The organism is Tardiphaga sp. 709, from assembly GCF_032401055.1.
Classification (GTDB): Bacteria; Pseudomonadota; Alphaproteobacteria; order Rhizobiales; family Xanthobacteraceae; genus Tardiphaga.
Window position 1 is genome coordinate 4562404 of sequence record NZ_CP135529.1, and the last position, 20026, is coordinate 4582429.

Annotated in this window: 14 protein-coding genes and 1 riboswitch; of the genes, 7 read left to right on the top strand and 7 right to left on the bottom strand. The window is 62.2% G+C overall.

The genetic code is table 11. The features are described 5' to 3' along the window. The 5 genes from RSO67_RS22160 to RSO67_RS22180 all read left to right on the top strand — a co-directional run bounded on the left by RSO67_RS22160 (position 1) and on the right by RSO67_RS22180 (position 5628). Positions 1-1422, top strand: coding sequence for a cell wall hydrolase (locus RSO67_RS22160; protein ID WP_315840594.1), 1422 nt, complete (start codon positions 1-3; stop codon positions 1420-1422). Between the two features lie 266 nt (positions 1423-1688). After that, positions 1689-2942, top strand: coding sequence for an MFS transporter (locus RSO67_RS22165; protein WP_315840595.1), 1254 nt, complete (start codon positions 1689-1691; stop codon positions 2940-2942). Between the two features lie 73 nt (positions 2943-3015). Beyond that, positions 3016-3168: riboswitch (FMN riboswitch) on the top strand. Positions 3169-3263: 95 nt separating this feature from the next. Then, positions 3264-3758 (top strand): 6,7-dimethyl-8-ribityllumazine synthase, encoded by a 495-nt coding sequence (locus RSO67_RS22170; RefSeq protein WP_410001908.1) that lies wholly within the window; start codon positions 3264-3266, stop codon positions 3756-3758. Positions 3759-3897: 139 nt separating this feature from the next. Then, positions 3898-4884 carry an MDR family oxidoreductase gene (locus RSO67_RS22175; protein WP_315840597.1) on the top strand — a complete coding sequence of 329 codons (987 nt, stop codon included), beginning with the start codon at positions 3898-3900 and terminating at the stop codon, positions 4882-4884. A gap of 111 nt (positions 4885-4995) precedes the next feature. Next, a complete protein-coding gene (locus tag RSO67_RS22180) occupies positions 4996-5628 on the top strand; it encodes a hypothetical protein (RefSeq protein WP_315840598.1) in 633 nt (210 codons plus the stop codon). A 5-nt stretch (positions 5629-5633) separates the two neighbouring features. Here RSO67_RS22180 and RSO67_RS22185 read toward each other — a convergent pair whose 3' ends face one another. Next, positions 5634-6797 carry a M48 family metallopeptidase gene (locus RSO67_RS22185; RefSeq protein ID WP_315840599.1) on the bottom strand — a complete coding sequence of 388 codons (1164 nt, stop codon included), beginning with the start codon at positions 6795-6797 and terminating at the stop codon, positions 5634-5636. Positions 6798-6937: 140 nt separating this feature from the next. Next, the gene (locus RSO67_RS22190; protein ID WP_315840600.1) at positions 6938-7498 is read right to left on the bottom strand and encodes a LemA family protein; all 561 of its coding nucleotides are present in this window, start codon (positions 7496-7498) and stop codon (positions 6938-6940) included. Between the two features lie 327 nt (positions 7499-7825). Between RSO67_RS22190 and RSO67_RS22195 the strand changes: the two genes are divergently transcribed. Next, complete coding sequence (locus RSO67_RS22195; protein WP_315840601.1) at positions 7826-10792, top strand: autotransporter outer membrane beta-barrel domain-containing protein; 2967 nt, start codon at positions 7826-7828, stop codon at positions 10790-10792. 268 nt (positions 10793-11060) lie between these two features. Here the strand turns inward: RSO67_RS22195 and RSO67_RS22200 are convergent, their stop codons facing one another. The 3 genes from RSO67_RS22200 to smc form a co-directional block, all read right to left on the bottom strand. Next, positions 11061-11441 (bottom strand): hypothetical protein, encoded by a 381-nt coding sequence (locus tag RSO67_RS22200; RefSeq protein ID WP_315840602.1) that lies wholly within the window; start codon positions 11439-11441, stop codon positions 11061-11063. 207 nt (positions 11442-11648) lie between these two features. Continuing rightward, positions 11649-12617 carry a small ribosomal subunit Rsm22 family protein gene (locus RSO67_RS22205; protein ID WP_315840603.1) on the bottom strand — a complete coding sequence of 323 codons (969 nt, stop codon included), beginning with the start codon at positions 12615-12617 and terminating at the stop codon, positions 11649-11651. 173 nt (positions 12618-12790) lie between these two features. Further along, positions 12791-16255: a chromosome segregation protein SMC gene (gene smc, locus RSO67_RS22210; protein WP_315840604.1), complete on the bottom strand. Its 3465-nt coding sequence runs from the start codon at positions 16253-16255 to the stop codon at positions 12791-12793. Positions 16256-16765: 510 nt separating this feature from the next. Here smc and RSO67_RS22215 point away from each other — a divergent pair. Beyond that, complete coding sequence (locus RSO67_RS22215; protein ID WP_315840605.1) at positions 16766-18292, top strand: hypothetical protein; 1527 nt, start codon at positions 16766-16768, stop codon at positions 18290-18292. A 472-nt stretch (positions 18293-18764) separates the two neighbouring features. On the opposite strand, the gene RSO67_RS22220 is transcribed toward RSO67_RS22215, so the two are convergent. Both RSO67_RS22220 and RSO67_RS22225 read right to left on the bottom strand, forming a co-directional pair. Next, a complete protein-coding gene (locus tag RSO67_RS22220) occupies positions 18765-19016 on the bottom strand; it encodes a hypothetical protein (RefSeq protein WP_315840606.1) in 252 nt (83 codons plus the stop codon). A gap of 616 nt (positions 19017-19632) precedes the next feature. Beyond that, the gene (locus tag RSO67_RS22225) at positions 19633-19977 is read right to left on the bottom strand and encodes a DMT family transporter (RefSeq protein ID WP_175368737.1); all 345 of its coding nucleotides are present in this window, start codon (positions 19975-19977) and stop codon (positions 19633-19635) included. Positions 19978-20026 lie beyond the last annotated feature (49 nt).

A 20026-nucleotide genomic window follows, 5' to 3' on the forward strand; every position in this document is an offset into this window, starting at 1 on the left:
ATGTTAGTACTGCGTAACCGGCCGAAGGGCGCGCGTGGCGCGTTCTTCGGCTTCGGTCTCTGCGTTTTCGCATTGGCCCCGACAGAGTCTGGCTATCAGGACATCGCCTCGCTGCTGGCTCGCCAGCCGGGCGTGACCGAACGCTGGCAGAAGCGCGTGTTCGCGCCCGCCGTCTCCTCCATCCAGGTTGCGACATTCTCGTTCGGTCGCCCGATGGGCACGGGCTCGCGCAATCCGACCTTGCAACTCGCCAGCCTCGACAATTCCGGCAGCGACATTACCGGTGCACTGACGCGTAATCCGCTGGCGCAACCGCCGCGCCGCTATGAGGCCTCCGATTTCCCCAAGGTGGATCGCTCGCTGAAGGGCGATCGCCTGGCCACCCGCGCGCCGGAGACCGTGGCGCCGGATGAGCCGGCAAAGCAGGATTCATTCGACGACAACAGATCGGTGATGGGCGCGAAGACCGTCGATGCACTGCCGGCCGTGCAGCATGCCCCGCTCGATCCCGAACTCGATGAAGCGCTGCGTGCCCCGCCGCTCGCTCAATACGACGCATCGCAGTCCGTGCAGCCCACCGAGGACGCCAAGACCGATGCAGCGGTGATCCCCGTCGAGCCGGCGCCGGCCAAGGACGGCTTCTCTGTGAAGACCGCGAGCTTGTTTTTCGGTAGCTCGTCGCTTGGGGCATCGGTCGAGACCATGGAACGCTGGCAGCCCGGCGAAGAGCCGACCATCGTAATGCCAGGCACAGCCGTGCCAGGCATCGCCATGCCGGGCTCAAGCCTCGACCCGGACATGAAGGCTACGGCGGTGGTACCGAATGCGGCGATCAACCCGACCGACGGCGGCGAAAGCGTTGCCGGCAAAGGCGAGGTCAACAGCGCCAATCAGCGTGCGAAGACGCCGGCCGAACGTATGGGTCTCACCGAGCAGACCCGCGGCAAGCAGGAAAAGTGTCTGACGGAAGCCATCTACTTCGAGGCGCGCGGCGAGGCGGTGCGCGGCCAGATGGCGGTGGCGCAGGTGGTGATGAACCGCGTGTTCTCCGGCTTCTATCCGACAACCGTCTGCGGCGTCGTCTATCAGAACAAGCATCGCCGCCTGGCCTGCCAGTTCACCTTCGCCTGCGACGGCATTCCGGATGTCGTGAAAGAGCCGGATATGTGGGAACGTGCCCGCAAGATCGCGAAGGCGACGCTGGACGGCCGGATCTGGCTGCCGGAAGTCGCGAAGTCCACACATTACCATGCCTATTGGGTGCACCCGTCCTGGGTCCGCGAGATGAAGAAGATGTACAAGACCGGCGTGCATTCCTTCTATCGTCCGCGCAATTGGGGCGACGGCAGCGATGCGCCAAGCTGGGGCACGGCGGCGCAGACGGCAGAAATCTCCGCCAAGCTCTCCGAAATCAAGCCGTAACGGCCACGACTTTACCTCCGAGCCTGCCAAGAGCGATGCCATGCCCGGCATCGCTCTTTCCATTTTGGATTCCGCAAAATGTCATCCCGGCCCTGGGCTGTGATGACGTCTGCGTGGCCCTGCATCCCAGCAATGCATTCCCCGAAATCCCCATCATCGCCATTGGGATTTCCATGCGAATGCATTAATCTCTCGTCCAATCCGGACCGGGCCTGCGCTCTTGGGCCGGCTGAATTTTCAATCCGAATTCGATCCGGGGAAACGACATGGCGGCAATCGACGGCGCGACGCGCCCGGCATCTGGTTTTGGCTGGCGTACGCCGCTGGTGATCATCATCTGCGGATCGCTGATCGGCATGCTCACCTTCGGGCCGCGCTCGAGCGTTGGTTTCTTCATGCAGCCCTTTAGCCAGGAGTTCGGCTGGGGCCGTGACGTTTTCGCGCTCGCCTTCGCCGTGCAAAACCTGCTCTGGGGCATCGGCCAGCCTTTCGCCGGCGCCGTCGCCGACAAGTTCGGCAGCGTACGCGTGATCTGCCTCGGCGCCTTCCTCTATGCAGCTGGTTTGCTGATGATGCGCTATTCCTCGACACCGCTCGAGCTGAATATCAGCGCTGGACTGCTGGTCGGTTTTGGCCTGTCCGGTTGCTCGTTCAATCTCGTTCTGTCCGCCTTCGGCAAGCTGATGCCGCCGGAATGGCGCGGTATCGCGCTCGGCGCCGGCACCGCCGCGGGCTCGTTCGGCCAGTTCATTTTCGCGCCTTTCACGGTGGCGATGATCGACAACACCGGCTGGCAGGCGACGCTCACCGTATTCGCGGTGCTGATGTTGCTGGTGATCCCGTTGTCGCTCGCCTTGGCGACTCCGACCGCGAGTGCCGCGCCCGCCGACGCGCCGGTGGCGCAGAAGCAGTCGTTCAAGAGCGCACTCACGGAAGCCTTTGGCCATCGCTCCTATGTGCTGCTGGTGCTGGGCTTCTTCACCTGTGGCTTCCAGCTCGCTTTCATCACCATGCATCTGCCGGCCTATCTGGTCGATCGCGGCTTGCCGGCTGCCGTGGGCGGCTGGGTGATCGCCATCATCGGCCTGTTCAACATCATCGGCTCGCTGACGGTCGGCTATGTGCAGGGCAAGCTGCCGAAGCGCTACATTCTCTCTTTCATCTATTTCACGCGTGCGCTGGCCACGGTGGCCTTCATCATGCTGCCTCTGACGACGACCTCGGCGCTCGTCTTCGGCGCCATCAGCGGACTTGCCTGGCTCTCTACCGTGCCGCCGACATCAAGCCTGGTGTCGCTGATGTTCGGCACCCGCTGGCTGGCAACGCTTTATGGCTTTGCCTTCTTCAGCCATCAGGTCGGCGGCTTCCTCGGCGCCTGGCTGGGCGGCGTGGTGTTCGACAAGTTCGGCTCCTACACGCCGGTGTGGTGGCTGTCGGTGCTGTTCGGCGTGTTGTCGGCGCTGATCAACCTGCCGATCGTGGAAGAGCCGGTGAAGCGTCCGATTGCACAGCCGGCGTGATCCGTATTCCACGGCGTTGACTCGCTGGCCTCCAGCGATGAAAATTGACATCGGCCGCCCTGATCGGGGCGGCCTTCGTTCTCAGGGCGGGGTGAAAATCCCCACCGGCGGTAATCGGGCGCAAGCCCGGGAGCCCGCGAGCGCCTGACGGGTTACACCGTCAGGGTCAGCAGATCCGGTGCGATGCCGGAGCCGACGGTCATAGTCCGGATGAAAGAGAACGGGTATGCGCAGGGACTCCGCCTCGGCGGATGCTCGGCGTGTGACCGTACGTCCTGATTCTGGTCTCAAACCGCGAGAGCATCCATGAATCAGCCTGTGATGAACTTCAAAGCCTCCTCTTCCCTCAACTCTGCACCAGCGACCGGGCGAATCGCCTTCATCCAGTCGTGCTGGCACAAGGATATCGTCGATCAGTGCCGTGTCGGTTTTGTTGCCGAACTTGCACGGCATGGTGTGCCTGACAGTCAGATCGATTTCTTCGAGGTGCCCGGCGCCTTCGAAATTCCGTTGCAGGCCAAATTGCTGGCGCGCACCGGGCGCTATGTCGCGATCGTCGCGACCGGTCTCATCGTCGATGGTGGCATCTATCGCCATGAATTCGTCTGCGAGGCCGTGATCAACGGCTTGATGCGGGTGCAGCTCGACAGCGAGGTGCCGGTGATTTCGGCCGTGCTGACGCCGCAGCATTTTCACGAGCACGCCGAGCACCTGCGCTTCTTCCGCGAGCATTTCGTCGTGAAGGGCACCGAGGCGGCAACAGCCTGTGCGGCCACGGTCGCCAATATCGCTGCGACCCGGCAACTCGCCGCCTGATCGCCACCATCGCCGCGTTATGCCGCTACGGCCGGGCAGGGCTGCAAAGCTCTGCAGTGGCCGTAGCGGGTGGCGTTTCCCGCCACGGCACGGCATAATTAGGCAGCAGAAATCACAAGCAAAATTCGGGAGACGCGTGTTGGGAACGTTCAAGGCTGTCCGCATCGACAAGGCTGACAAAGGCACCACGGTTGCATTGACGCAGTTCGACGAAACCGAACTCATGGACGGCGATGTCACCGTGCGGGTCGAGTGGTCGACGGTGAATTACAAGGACGGCCTCGCCGTCACCGGCAAGGCACCGGTGGTGCGCCGCTTCCCGATGATTGCCGGCATCGATTTCGCCGGCACGGTGGAAGCCTCATCCAATCCGAGCTGGAAGCCCGGCGACAAGGTGATCGGCAATGGCTGGGGCATGGGCGAAACCCATCTCGGCGCCTATGCCGAAAAGACCCGCGTGAAGGGCGACTGGCTGGTGCGGCTGCCGGACGGCATGACCACCCGCGACGCCATGGCGGTCGGCACCGCCGGCTACACGGCAATGCTGAGCGTGCTGGCGCTGGAGAAGCACGGGCTGAAGCCGGCCGATGGGCCGATCGTCGTGACGGGTGCGGCCGGCGGCGTTGGTTCGGTGGCGATCGCCGTGCTGTCGAAGCTCGGTTACCAGGTCATCGCCTCGACCGGCCGGACCTCGGAGGAGGGCTATCTCAAGGGCCTCGGCGCCAGCGAGATCATCGACCGCAACGAGCTGTCCGGGCCGGCCAAGCCACTGGCCAAGGAACGCTGGGCCGGCGGCATCGACAGCGTCGGTTCGACCACCCTGGCGAATCTCCTGTCCATGACCAAGTATCGCGGCGCTATCGCCGCCTGCGGTCTCGCGGCCGGCATGGACCTGCCATCTTCGGTTGCGCCGTTCATTTTACGCGGCGTGTGTCTTCTCGGTATCGATTCTGTCATGTGTCCGATCGAGCTGCGAAAGGCTGCCTGGGCACGCCTGGCCACTGACCTGGACACCGCTAAGCTCGCTGAAATCACTCAGGAAATCACGCTGGACCAGGTGATCGACGCCGGCGCCAAGGTTCTGGCCGGGCAGGTCCGCGGGCGAATCGTGGTAAAGATCGGCTAACGACGTTCAGACTTTACCAACCAACCTGCTCCATTGTTGCCACGGTTGGTATGGTAAGCAGCGGGTAAAGACATCTGGCGGTCATCCGCGCTCGGTTGTTCGGAGTATCCTATGGTTGCGCGTTATGTGTTGGGAGCGGTGCTTGCCGCAACGGTGGCGACCCCCGCGCTGGCTGGGTCGATGACGGCCGAAGAGGCCCGCAAGTTCGTCGCCGGCAAGGTCTTTGCCTTCACCTGTTTCGACGGCACACGCGGCGCAGGCCGCGTGTTCGACGATGGTGGCGCGGCGGGTGCGGTGCAGTTCTCGGGCTCGGGTCCGGCGCGCAATATGCGCCTGCCGGGCAATACGCTGCAGGTCCGCGGCGAGGCCATTTGCGCCTCGATCAAGGGCATCCCGTTCGAGCCGTGTTTCAATCTCAACAAGAATGACGAGCGCAGCTTCCGTGGCTCGGTCTCCGGCATGGGCTTCGCCTATTGCGATTTCCGCCACCAGGGCGGCCGCGGCCAGATGCTGATGGCCCGCTCGCTATCGGCCCCGCGCTCGCTGCGCGCGCCCTCAACCACCCGTTCGGCCGATGCTTCCGCCGGCGCCGACAACACGGTGACCCGCGTCTCGACCCCGCGCGTCGAGAGCAGCAAGATCGACGCCGTCGGATCGATCAAGTCCGAGCCGGCCAAGGAAGTTGCCAAGACGCCGGAGCCGGAAAAGACTGAAGCGCTCGAACTGCGCAAATCCACCAACTAAGCAAGCTAGGCGTGGCGACCCCAAGGTCCTTTGAGCGGGCCCTGTAACGGCTCCTGTGCGCTGCCGGTAGGCGATTTGCCGTCGCTCCATGGGCCGGAGCGCGGCGGTAGCGGCGGTGTGTCGTCGGCCTCTTCGGGCGCGTCCGTATCGGACGGCAGTGCCATCCGGCCGGGATCGTGACCGCCGGCGAATTTCACCAATGCAGCCACCCGCGAATCCACTGACGGATGTGTCGCGAACAGGTCGGCAAAACCCTCGCGGGGATTGTCGATGCACATCTCCATCACGGCCGATGTCGCGCCGGGCAGTTCGCCGCGATTCTCGATCTTGCGGAGCGCCGAGATCATGGCGTCGGGATTCTTGGTCAGCTCCACCGAGCCCGCATCGGCCAGTAGTTCGCGCGAGCGCGACAGCGCGAAGCGCACCACCAGCGACAGCGCCCAGGCCAGCGCGATCAGCGCCACGGCAATGATGATCACAATGACCGCGCCGCCGCCGGAGCCCTTGCTGTTGCTGTCAGACGAGGAAGACGATCGCGACGAACGGCTGCTGCCGAAGTTGAAGCCGGAATTGATGAATATCCGGAAGAACAGTTCGGCGGCAAAGCCGACCACGCCGGCGATGATGACGGCGACCACCATCAACTGTACGTCGCCGTTGCGGATATGCGTCAGCTCGTGGCCGAGCACCGCTTCCATCTCGTCATCGGTGAGCGCGCGCAGGAGGCCCGTCGTGACCGTGACAGAATATTGCCTGGGGTTCAGTCCGGTGGCGAAGGCGTTCAGCGCATCAGAGTCCATCACCTTCAGCTTCGGCATCGGAATGCCGCGCGAGATGCACAGGTTCTCAAGGAGATTATAGAGTCGCGGCTGCTCCTGCCGCGTCACGCTTTCGCTGCCGGTGATGCTGTCGATCATCTTTTGATGACCGAAATAGGCGATAACGATCCACAACACTGCGCCGATAGTGGCGAAGGGAAGCGCGTTGATCAGGTCGCGTGTTGCAGCATTGATGTAATAGGCGACTGAGCCGTTGCTGTTGACCACCACCTCGCCGATCAGGGCGCCGGCGAACACCATGACGTAGATCAGCAGGAACAGCCCTGCGAGCAGCAGCATCGAACGCGTCTTGTTCGAGGCAATATGCGTATAGAGACCATAGGCGGTCATGATGCAGTCCTAGGATTCACTATCAGCCGTCATTGCGAGGAGCTCTTGCGACGAAGCAATCCAGTCTTCGCTTGTGGCTTTCTGGATTGCTTCGCTGCGCTCGCAATGACGGGGAGGGGCATGTGTTCTGGGTCTGAGGATCAGAACTTGACCTGCGGCACGGCTTCGACCTCCTTGCGGGTCTCGCCGAGATCGAAGAACTCCTTCGAATGGAAGCCGAAGGTACTGGCGAACAGAGCCGCGGGCATCTGCTGGATGCCGGTGTTGTATTCGGACACGGCATTGTTGAAGAACCGGCGCGAGGCGGCGATCTTGTTCTCGATATCCGAGAGTTCGCTCTGCAGCTGCTGGAAGTTCGCATTGGCCTTGAGGTCCGGATAGGCCTCGCTGAGTGCAATCAGCCGGCCGAGCGCGCCGGAGAGCTGGTTTTCCGCAGCGCCGACCTGTGCCGGGCCCTGTGCATTCATCGCCGAATTGCGCGCCTTGATGACGTCGTCCAGCGTGCCGCGCTCATGCGCCGCATAGCCCTTCACGGTCTCGATCAGGTTCGGGATCAGGTCGTGGCGCTGCTTGAGCTGCACGTCGATATCGGCAAAGGACTGGTTGACCCGCTGGCTCAGCGCGACCAGCCGGTTGTAGGCAGCAAATACCAGGAAGACGAGGACAACGATGACGCCAAGAACGATCCAGCCGGTCGACATGTAAGAACCCCCAAAAGAAACCATCAAACCCAAAGCCTAGCCGATCATGCGGCCACAGAGCAGGGGCCGCAGGCATGTCGCGGCACGGATTGGTCGCGGCTGGCGTGGAATACGTTCAAAGACGCTCCTCCATCGCGCCCTGTCATTTGTGCCCCTCTGCTACAACTCTGAAAGGAGATATTGGCGGTCTGCACCGTTGCGATGTTGCACCAGTCGATAGGAGACATCAGCAGATCGCCTGCGGGTTAGCGCCTGTGCGTTATTCGTCATCCAGCCGTCATCCCCAAAACCTAATGAACCCCTAACTTTTGAGGCTGGGGACTTCTGATGTTGGAATGGCGTAACGGCGCGAGCCGGCTTGCGATGGGCGTGGTTGTGGCGGCGCTGGTCGCGCCGATGGCGGCGGAGGCGGCATCCTTCGACGTCCCGGCCGGGACCACCGACACCACGGCCAAGACAGTGGCCGGCACCGACACCGGCACGGTGGCCGCCGGTGGCACGCTGCGCTCCACCAGCGGCACGGTGCCGATCACCTGGAACGGTGCCTCCACCGGCGTGGTCATCACCAATTCCGGCACCATCGAGAACACCGGCAGCGGCCGGGTCATCGACGCCACCGGCGGGGCGCCCACCTTTGGGCCACGCACCTTCACCTTCCTCAACAATGTGGGCGCCATAGTGCGCTCGGCGCAGAACGACGTGTTCCGCTTCAATCTGGCGCTGACGTCGGGCAATATCGTGATCGACAATGCCGGCCTGATCCAGGCCGGCGGCACCGGCTTCACCGGACTTGGCCAAGCTATCGACGTGCGCGGCATGACCGGCGCTGCGAGCATGACCATCTTCAACCGCGCCACCGGTGTTATCGAGGCGCTCACCGACGACGCGATTCGCACCGGGCAGACCACCGTCGTCGAGAACTACGGTATCATCCGCAGCTTCGGGACCAACACTTCCAGCGGCTCTGCCGACGGCATCGATGCGGGCGGCAATACCGGGGCTGTCATCAACAACCGGGCCGGCGGCCTGATCTCTGGCGCGCGGCATGGCATCACCGCCGATACGGACATCACCGTGAACAATTACGGGACGATCACCGGTCGCAATGGCTCGGGTGTTGGCACTGATGGCACTGGTAAGGTGACCAACTACGGTCGCATCACTGGCACATACGCCGGCGCTGGAAACATCTTCACGAATGCCGGCGTTGCATCGATCGATGGGGATGGCGACGGCGTCGATATCGATTTCAAGGCAACCATCACCAATTACGGTATTATTGAAGGTACCGGCGCAGGCGGCTTCGATAGCGGAGGTCGTGCCAACAACAGTGAAGGCATCTCGATCGGTGGCGGCACGATCGACAATTTTGGGATGATCAGCGGCGCGTCTTACGGCATCGTCGTCAACAACGACTCCAATGCGGATAACAGCCGCAGCGGCGTTGCGGACACCACGATCACCAATTATGCAGGCGCTACCATTATCGGCCAGAACGGCTTTGCCATTCGGCTCGAGAACAAGAGCACGGCGACGCCGGCAATTAACAACGACACCATCGTCAATTACGGCACCATCATCGGAAACGGCGCCATCCCGGATCCAAACGGCATTGTTCTATTGCAGAACGGCAGTGTTGATCCCGCCAATGGCACGTTGAACGGTGTGACCTATGCAGCGGGCTCGGCCCGCTTCATTCGCGGTGATGGCTCCGCCATCCAGATGGGCGAAGGCGATGACAGGCTGACCAATTACGGCACCATCATCGGCAACAACGGCAGGGCCGTGAACATGGAAGGCGGCAACGACACCGTCAACGTCATGAAGGGCTCGCGCATCGTCGGTTTGGTGGATGGCGGCGTTGGTACGGATACGCTGAACTACAACAAGGCGGGCCTCACCGACGCCAAGCGCGCTGCGCTGCAGGCCGGTCAGACCGTGAATATCGGCGGTACGCTCTATACCTCGTTCGAGGTGATCACCGGAGCGTCGTCTTCGTTCGCGTCCTTTGCCAGTGCGGGCTCGCTGGGCGTCGCCTCGCTGCTCGATAATCTGCCGGCCACCGCCACCAGCAGTGCGGTGGTCAATCTGCTCGACAGCGTTGCCAGCTCAGCCGATGTCGGCGCGGCGCTGGCGCAGCTCACGCCCGCGGCCTATCAGGGCCTCGGCCGCATGACCATGAATGATGCGTTCCAGACGACCTCGCTGGTCGGCCAACACCTGACGCAGAACCGCCTCGGTGGCCTCGGCACCGACATGTCCGGTGTGGGCAATGCGCTGGCGATGTTCGACGGCGGCATGTTCGACAAGAATTTCAGTGCCGATCGTGCGCTGGCCGCGGTGACGGGATTCCCTGGCAGCGCCAGTTCAGCGCTGGCCGATGCGGGCTGGGGCAGTAGTGCCGCCGATGCGATGGCCTATGCGCCGGTGACCAAGGCGTTGCCGGGTCTGCGTCCGGTCGCCGTCGCTGCCGAACAGGGCCTTTTCATCACGTCGGGCGCCAGCTTCGCCCGTGAAGGCGCACGAACTGACGCACCGGGCTTCAAGTCCAACACGGTCAACGTGCTCGCCGGCTACGACCGGCGCATCACCGACAGCCTCGTCGCCGGCGTGTTTGGCGGCTACGCGCTGACCCGCGGCGATATCGATAATGTCGGCAGCCACACCAAGATCTCGACCGGCACCATCGGCGGCTATGGCACCTATCAGGCGCCAGGCTGGTTCGCGACCGCCATGGGTCTCTATGGCTTCAGCGACTACGACACCACGCGCGTGGCGGTCGGCACGACGAACACCGCGGCGTTCAGCGGCGATCACTATGCGATCCGCGGCACGGTGGGCACCGATCTGCGCGTCAGCGGCTGGGTCGTCACCCCGGAGATCGGCCTGCAATATACGCGCGTGATGACCGATGGCTTTGCCGAGCGCGGTGGCGCTGCGGCACTGGTGGTCGGCTCGGACAGTTCGGAATCGCTGCGCTCCAGCGTCGGCGCGCGCTTCGCCTATGACTATGCGCTGAATGGCGGCGTGCTGACGCCGGAATTGCGGCTGGCCTGGCTGCATGAATTCAGCGACGGCGTGCGCGGCATCAATGCGAGCTTCGCCGATACGACACTGCCCGGTTCGTTCATCACCGCGACGGGCAGCGCGCTGCGTGATCGCGGCGTGATCGGCGCCGGTCTGTCCGGTAAGCTTGCGCCGCTCACGGTGCTGTCGGTGAACTATGATGCGATCGTCGGCAGCAACGATGCCGTCGCGCATCAGGTGATGGGACGCATCCGGCATTCGTTCTGAGAGCGGTCTATCCGCAGGAAAAACGAGATTCGCAAATACTGAATGTAGGTGAGGGCGGTGCCATGCCCCTCACCCGACATCCGCGCTATGCGCGCATGTCGACCTCTCCCCGCGCAGAGCGGGGAGAGGTAAGCACGGCGCCACCTTCCTTGACCTCGCCCCGCTCTGTGCGGGGAGAGGTCGACCGGCGAAGCCGGTCGGGTGAGGGGCCTTGCAGTGAGCTAGCCGCAATCTCGCGACTAGCGGGTCGTTCCAGCGCAGAAGCCGCTTACGGCTTCGCCATATGCCACGCACCGTTCAGGAAGCCGTCGCCATTGGTGTCGCCGGCGGCGGTGTCCTTCTTGAAAGTGTAGAGCGGCTTGCCTTTATAGGCCCACATCTTCTTGCCGTCGTCGCGCACGACGATGGTCATGTCGGCACTCGGCTTGGCATCGTCCACCGCGAACAGCGGCGGCCAATTTTCGGCACACGGGCCGTTGCACATCGACTTTCCGCCGGCGTCCTTGTCGAATGTGTAGAGCGTCATGCCCTTGGCATCGACGAAGGTCTTGCCCTTGGCGGTGTCGGCGGTCTTCAGCATCTGCGCCGATGCGGCGCTTGAAGCGAATACGAGAGTCAGAGCCGCGAGGGCGGCGAATGATCTGGTCATTGCAGCGTTACTCCTGATGATTGGCGACGCAGTCGCGTCAGGAGAACAAACGCTCGCAGGTTCGAATTATTCCCGACTCCCTCCACGTCATTGCGAGGTCAGGGAAAGCTTTCAGCTTTCCCCTTAGCGCAGCGACGAAGCAATCCAGTAAGCACAAGCGAGGCAGGACTGGATTGCTTCGCTGCGCTCGCAATGACGATCGATGGGTCAGGTAACCGCATCGCCCCAGTCGAGCTTGCGGAACTTTGCATACTTCGCCTTGTCGCGGCGCGGTGCGCTTGCGGCGATAACGCCTTCAGTCGTGCAGAGTTTTGCCGTGATTTCGATCTTTGTCGTTACCGGTTGCGCGAGCACGCGCGAAGGCCGCTGCGCGACAGGCGCACGCGATAGCGCGACGTAGATAAATTTTTCGTCCTCATAGGGAAGTTCTGCAGACTTGAGTTGTTTATGCACACGGGAGCGCTGCAGCCGCTGGCTGAAGTGGCACCAGTCCGGTTTTACCAGCGGACATGCATCGTCATGCGGGCAGGGCGCGATCACATGCGCACCTGCATCGATGAGCTGCGTACGCGCGTCGAGAATGCGCTGATAGCCCGCCGGCGTGCCCGGCTCGACGATAACAAGCGTATCGTTGGTCTTTGCCCACATCGCCACGACGAGTTTTGTCCGCGCGGCATCGTTGAGCTCGTTGATGACGTAGCTCGCGATCACAAGATCGGCGGATGGCGCATCCGCAATCTTCGCGGCTGCGTCGCCGAGCTCGTAACGCATCGCGGGGATGCGGTGGCTATCCTGCGCAAGGTTGAGCGCTAGCGAACGCAGCGCGGTATTGGCATCGAGCAGTGTGAACGAAGCGAGCGATGGAAATGCTTCAGCGCAGGCCCATGTTGCGGTGCCCGGCCCGGCGCCGCAATCGAGCAGCGAGGCTGGCGCGAAATCCGGCCGGATTTCCTGCAGCGCATTGAGGCTGGCGATCACGGCGGCATAGGTCGCCGGCATCCGCGCCAGCGCATAGGCCAGCGCGTCGGTCTCGTTGCGGATCGTCGTCGAGCCGCCGCCCGAGCGATAGGTCTTCGAAATGGCGTCGGAGCGCGTAGCCGCGTCGCTGCGCGAGAAGCCGTGCAGGCGGGCGTTGAGGGCTGCGGTGAGTTCGGCGGGGAGATCGGGGGCGGTCATGCCGGACGCGCTTGCTTTCTTCCCCTCTCCCCTTGCGGGCGAGGGTGCCTTCGCGAAGCGAAGGCGGGAGAGGGGACAGGCTCTCAGGTCGCTGCAACCCCTCTCCCGTCTCAATCTCGCTTCGCTCGATTGATCCACCCTCTCCCGCAAGGGGAGAGGGGAAGAGAAGAAACTTACGCCACTTCCTGATCGAGGATCTTCACCGCGTTTTCGAGATCCACCGACACCAGCTGCGACACGCCGCGTTCCGCCATCGTCACGCCGTACAGGCGGTGCATGCGCGCCATGGTGATCGGGTTATGCGTGATGGTGATGAAGCGCGTTTCGGTCGAGGCGCACATTTCATGCAGCAGGCTGCAGAAGCGCTCCACGTTGTGGTCGTCGAGCGGCGCGTCGACTTCGTCCAGCACGCAGATCGGCGACGGGTTGGTCAAGAACACCGCGAAGATCAGCGCCAGCGCGGTCAGGGCCTGTTCACCACCGGACAGCAGCGACAGGGTCTGCGGCTTCTTGCCGGGCGGCTTGGCGACGATTTCGAGACCTGCTTCCAAGGGATCGTCGCTCTCGATCAGCTTCAGCTCGGCTTCGCCGCCGCCGAACAGTTCGACGAACATGCGCTTGAAGTGGCCGTTGACGATGTCGAACGAGGTCATCAGCCGTTCGCGGGCTTCCTTGTTCAGGCTCTGGATGCCGGTGCGCAGCTTCTTGATGGCTTCGACGAGATCGTCGCGCTCGGTGGCCAGACCATTGTGCGTGCCTTCGACTTCGTTGAGCTCTTCCTCGGCGCGCAGGTTGACGGCGCCGAGACGCTCGCGGTCGCGACGCAGCTTCTCCAGGTCGGCTTCGATATCGGCCAGCGGCGGGAGGGTATCGTCCTGACGGACTTCGGCGAGGGCCGCGACGCCTTCCGGCTCGACTTCGAGCATGTCGCGGATTTCGCGCTCGATGTCCTCCAGGCGGCGCTTGCCGCTTTCCATGCGCTCCTCGGTGCGGGCGCAGGCTTCGCGCGCGGCCGACAAAGCTTCCAGCGAGCCGCGGGCATCGCGGTCGGTCTCGCGCATGGCGTTCTCGGCCGAGGCGAGTGCGTTGGCGGCGAGCTGGCGCGCCTGTTCGGCGCTCTCGACTTCCGAGATCAGCGCGCGGCGCTTCTGCAGATAGAGCGCCGGGGCGTCTTCGAGTTCGGCGCGCTCACGAGTCACTTCGGCGACGCGCGCGGCAACCGTCTCGATCTGCGACGCGGCGGAGGTCTTGCGGTTCGCCCAGTCGGTGCGCTCGGCGATGATCGCCTGCAGGCGGCGGTCGGCGAGTTCAGCCTCGCGGGCCAGCGCCTGCGCTTCGGCGCGCACTTGCGCAGCGCCGCGGCGATGGCCTTCGATCTCGGCGCGCACGGTAGCGAGCTGGGCTTCGGCGTCGGAGCTCTCCGGCAGATATTCCAGCGCGGCATGCGCGCTCTCATGCGCAGCTTCCGCTTCCATGCGATCGTTGGAGAGGCGCGACTGCGCTTCGGTCAGGGTCGCGCGGCGCGCCGCATGGCGGTTGATCTCGCGTTCGGCATTGGCATGGCGCTCGCGGGCCTGGTCGACGTCGCGGCGGGCATTGCGCAGCGCGTCGCGCGATGCGCCTTCGGCCGAAGCCGCGGACTTCAGTGCCTGTTCGGCGCTTTCCAGCGCTTCGCGCTTGGCAATGGCGTCGATCTTGGCGTTTTCCAGATCGGCTTCGATATCGGTCAGGCGGGCGCGCTCGGCGAGACGGCGGGCGGCGCCGGTCGGCGCATGCGCACCGGCCACGAAACCGTCCCAGCGCCAGACGTCGCCTTCCAGCGACACCAGCCGCTGGCCGGTCTGTAGCTGCGACACCAGAGCTGCGCCCTGATCCTTGGAGACGACGCCGATCTGCTTGAGGCGACGCGCGAGTTCAGCCGGCGCATTCACATGCGACGCGAGCGACTCGACACCGGCTGGGAGTGCGGGATCGCCCGCGTGATCGCCGGCATTGGTCCAGCGCATCGGCGCGGAGGGATCGACCGGCGCGTCGAGATCGTCGCCGAGCACGGCGCCGAGCGCCTTTTCATAGCCCTTGGTGACGCTGACGCCGTCGATGATCGGCGGCCACAGGTTCTTGGTCTCGCCGTTGAGGATCTTCGAAATCGTGCGGGCTTCGGTCTCGAGCCGCTGCACCTTCCTGTCGGCGTCGTTCAGCGGCGCGCGCGAGGCTTCCAGCGTCTGCCGTGCCGCGACATGGGCGGCCTCGTTGTCGCTGACGGCCATTTCCGCCTGCAGCAGGATTTCCTGCGAGGTCTCCATCAGGGCTGCGAGTTCGTCCAGGTCGCCGAAGCCTGACGTCTGCGCCGTCAGCGCCTCGATCTCGGCCTCGACGCTGGCGATTTCCTGGCCCAGGCGCGCAAGGCGATCGGCCTGGCTGCGCACGTTGGACTGCAACTGGTTGCGCTTGGCGGTCATGTCCGCATGCGCGGTGGTGAGTTCGGTGAAGGTGCGCTCGGCGGCGGCCAGCACGGCCTCGGCCTCGGAGACGCGATCATCGACGCCGCCACGCAGCTCGACGCGCTGCATGATCTCTTCCTTGAGCATCGCGTCTTCTTCGTCGAGACGGAGCAGCGCGAATTCAGCGTCTTCCGACTGCTTCATCTCGCGCGCGACGTCGCTCTCGAACTGCGTCAGACGACGGTCGAGCTCGGCCGCGCGCTCCTTGGCGCGCTCTTCCTCGCGGTCGAGCATGTCGCGGGCATTGGTCAGGCGCTGCAGGCCGGCGGCAGCAGCGGCTTCGGCCTCGCGCAAAGCAGGCAGCTCGGACGCGCGGATCGCCTGGATGCGCGCGGCTTCGCCCTGCTCACGGGTGCGTTCGGCGAGATCGCGGACATACTGGTCGTGCAGGGTTGCGGCTTCGGCATTGTCCTGATGCGCCTGCAGCCAGCGCAGGTGGAACAGCATGGCCTCGGCCTTGCGCACCTTGCCGGCGACTTCGCGGTAGCGAATCGCCTGGCGGGCCTGCTTCTTCAACCCTTCCATCTGGCCCGAGAGCTGGCCGATCACGTCCTCGACGCGGGTGAGGTTGGTTTCGGCGGCCTTCAGGCGCAGCTCGGCCTCATGGCGGCGCGCATGCAGGCCGGCGACGCCGGCGGCGTCTTCCAGCACGCGGCGGCGCTGCTCGGGCTTCGCCTGGATGATTTCGCCGATCTTGCCCTGGTGGACGAGGGCGGGCGAACGCGCGCCGGTGGCGGCGTCGGCAAACAGGATCTGCACGTCGCGGGCGCGCACGTCGCGGCCGTTGATGCGGTATTGCGACCCGGCTTCGCGCTCGATGCGGCGGGAGATTTCCAGAATTTCGGCGTCATTGACCATGGCCGGCGCGGTGCGATCGGTATTGTCGATCGTCATCACCACTTCGGCGTGGTTGCGCGAGGCGCGGTTGCCGGAGCCGGCGAAGATCACCGCGTCCATATCGGCGGCGCGCAGCGACTTGTGCGAGGTTTCGCCCATCGCCCAGCGCAGCGCTTCCACCAGATTGGACTTGCCGCAGCCGTTCGGGCCGACAACGCCGGTCAGACCGGGCTCGATCATGAAGTCGGTCGGTTCGACGAACGACTTGAATCCGTGCAGGCGCAGGCGCGTGAGTTTCATGGATACGGTACTCTGGTTAGCCGACAGGCCACTTTATTCAAAAAGCCCCGAGAATCGCGAATCCCCCAGCACGAACAATAGCATAAATGCATCTGCCGCGCGGACGGAGACTCGCTGGTCGCGGCTCTCATTGGCCCGGACAATGGCGAGACGAGGGCAGCCGCGCAACCGCGGAACCCCGCTTTTCCCAAGGGTTTTGCGGGGGATAGGTGGGGGAGGGTGTGAAAAAGGGCTTGTTTTAAGGGAGTGCGCCAATAAGAGCGTTTAATGGATGGGTCAAACCGCTCCAAACCCACCTCATCGCAGGCGTAAGACTGCGGGTGAGCAATGTTGGTGGAGGACTGGGGGGGCATCACGAAGAATAGCGGAAAGGGAGGCCGCAAGCCTATTTAGCTTGGCTCTTGTTGCTTACCGGTTACGTCTCTAAACACAACTTTACATAGAATCGTTCGAGGCGCTCAGTCCTCATATTGAAAGGCCGCGTCTACGTTTTAGTGGACAGTAAGTACGATGACCGCGATAGATTTTTTAAAATTACTTCTCGAGCGATCCTTCTCCATCGGGGTATTCGCAATAGCTCTATTTTCAGTGGCTGCGCTCCTTGATTGGAAATTAAAGGACTCGCTGAAAGGTAAGTTTCTGAATTCTGTATATGGGAGACCGTCAAAGTCGTGGACGGGAGAGCTGCCAACTTATTATTCTGCTATTCACTCGCTGTTTGGTCTTGGCAGCTTTTCTAAGTTTTTGCCCCGGAGCATCATCGCAACTATTTTAATGCTGGCTTGCCTAAGTCTTCTTCAGGCAGTCGTGAATGAGTACGGCTTTGAAACAGATACAGCTCCTTTTTTCGGTAGAGTTCTCGCTCTAGACGGACGCGCTGCATTCATATTCGTCGGCATCGTAACGATCGATTTGATTTCCATATATCAAACGACAACATTTCTTCGCATTTCGAGAGGCTGTCAGAATGTCTGGGAGGTGATCTTCCTCAGCATTGCTGATGTTGCGATATCAATTCTTCTTTTTATCGTAATCTTTCCGGTCTTCGTCACTGGAGCTTTCTTCATTAATGTTCCGAAGTCCAAGTCATTCCCAATTCTTTTATCTTCGACTCTTACAAAGCAGAGCTCAGATTTATCATCCCTCCGATCTTTCCTTATTTTTGATCCGCGGTCTAAAGAAGATCTGTCGGCGGAAACACTTGCAAGTCTTTTGGAGCGTAAATGGCATTTTCGTAACTACGAGATTTCCACCTTTAAGGGGCCTTTGAGCGCAAAACTGCAGGACGTAGTGAAAGGGGCCACTTCGGTTGGAAATATACTTGTTCAGACAAAGGGCATTATCACAGATGAGAAGGTCTTTGAGGTTATCATTCAGACCTTGAAGGCGAGGCCGTACACCAAATCAGTGAACACGATTGAATCTGTGCAAAATTTCTACAGCGCTTATGCATATGTACAGTTGACCGTGGATAACAGGATCACGCCAAACTTTTTCTGGCGCACTTACGGCGGTCTGATCAGGCAAATAAACTTCTTAGATTCCGATTTACTCGAAGTCTTGACGCTAAACTCACCAGCCCTCTCTGGTAACGATGCGGCATTTCAATACAATTTGCGTTCAATGAATTCAAAAATTCTTCGCGAGGATAAGGAGCAATACATATACTGTGACGGCAAATACAGTGTGGCGCCCAGAACGCTTGCTTTCGATCCAGACAGGGCTCTCGATCGATGCGATGAAGCCGTGGCCATCGATCCTGTAACGTTCGTTAACATTAGAAGCTTGAGTCTTTACGAGGATGCGCCAAGCGCAATTCCGATTTCGCCACTCGCATTATCGTCTCTTACGGCAACGATAATGATTTACTATCTCTTGGTATCTAAACTGGTTTTTCGAATTGTGCGCCCGTTCTTTAAGTCCAACCTAAAAGATGGTGAGGCGTTTCTCAGGAGGCACCTGCTCACCATCTCGCTTGTATTCTTGATTGCCCTGGCAAGTCCGCCTTTAGCTATTCTGATGCATCTCTTGCAATAATGGTCGCGGAAGCATGAGTGACGAAAATGCTCATGCTCTTGGCGTAGGTCGTTATTTGCTAAGGTGCGTTCAAGTCGGTCGTATATGACCATGTCGGACACAGGGGTCTCGGTTGGGATACCGATCCTGCCCTCGGACTGTCTATTCTTCTAAAGTGGCTTTGCTTTAACTCACACGTCCCGCGCATACCCATTCGGGCGGCGCTGCTGCGGTGCGCCGAGTACGGCGATGCAGAGGCCGAGAAATGCCAGGCCGATGATCTCGCAGATGAAATTTTCAAACATGATACGCCCCTCACGCTAATGGGACGAGAATGCGGAGATGGCGCTTAAACGTTCCTTAACGCGCGTTTACACCTGGAATCAGGGTTAATCCGGGGGCGCGTCATCCGTTAAGATCCGGCGGGCGCGTGGCGCGGCTGTCGCTGGCGGCTATCGTCGGACTGCTGTCGCAGGTCTGCTATCGCAGGGTGTCAGCGGGCGTGAGTCTGTGCGCTGCGCGGCATCGGGATTTTGGCCTTCAGCGCGGCTTCGCCTTCGGGCGTGATGCAATAACGCACCAGCGAGCCGGCCTGGAGCGCGATCCAAGTCTTTTCGACCATCTTGGACAGGGTCTTCGGCCCGGCAGGCATCAAATGCGGCGCAAGCAGGCCCGGCGTATCGCGCAATTTCTGAAGCGCGGTGCGCTCGACATAATGCGGCAGGTGGCTGGCGCGTGTCGACATGGGGCAAGGCTCATCGAGTTGGACGAGGGGAACTGAACTATCCTTTTGGGTGAACTACGTGAACGCATGAGCGCGGCTTCAGTTGCATCCGGCATCGAAAAAATGCCCGGCGGGCACTTGACAGTTTTCCTATAAGATTATAATCAAATCCTGTCCGGTTCGCGAGGGGCGCTTCATGAGGCGTCTTGAGGTGGAACAGGGATGCGGCGCCTGCGGGCGTGGGGTGACGTACCCCGCGCACTCGGGAGGCCTTGGGTCACCGTCCGGCCCCACTACGGGGGTCTGCCACTCATGCTGGCTGGACGTGGCATTGGTGAACGGCGGGAAACCGTCGGGATCAGCGGAGTGCGGAGCTCTGCGCCTTTGCCCGGAAGAACGGTCCCGGGGACAGAAATCGCCGCGGTGGCGCGCCGTGAGGCGTTGCGCGGTTGCAGCTTGCCGGCGTTCCGGTGGAGCGGATCGCGATAAAAACCACCCTTTGCGCCTCACGGCGCGTCGCCACCCCTCATATTTTCGAGGGGCACTGCTCACACCTCGGACGCGCAAGCGCCGCGAGATTGCGAGCGCGTGGCTGTTTGAAGCGAAGAATCAGGGAACACGATGGCGCGGCAGCGCGCTAATGCGATGCGCTGGCCGAGAACGCATTGACGATGACCACGCCGGTCAGGATGAAGCCGATGCCGATAATGGCGGCGAGATCGAGCGCCTGCCGGAACGCGAAATAGCTCACCGCCGAAATCAGCACGATGCCGAGCCCGCTCCAGATCGCATAGGCGATCCCGACTGGCATCACCTTCAGCGCGTGCGACAGGAAATAGAGCGACAGGATGTAGCAGACGGCCATGCCGAACGTCGGCCAGAGCTTCGTGAACTGCTGCGACTGCGCCAGCAGCGCCGTGCCGACGGTCTCCAGCACGATGGCGCAGCCGAGGGCGGCGTAGTTGAGGAAGGTCGGGGTCATGAAAGGGCTCGGGCGTTCAGGAATCCCTCCCCGCGTAAAGGCGAGGAGG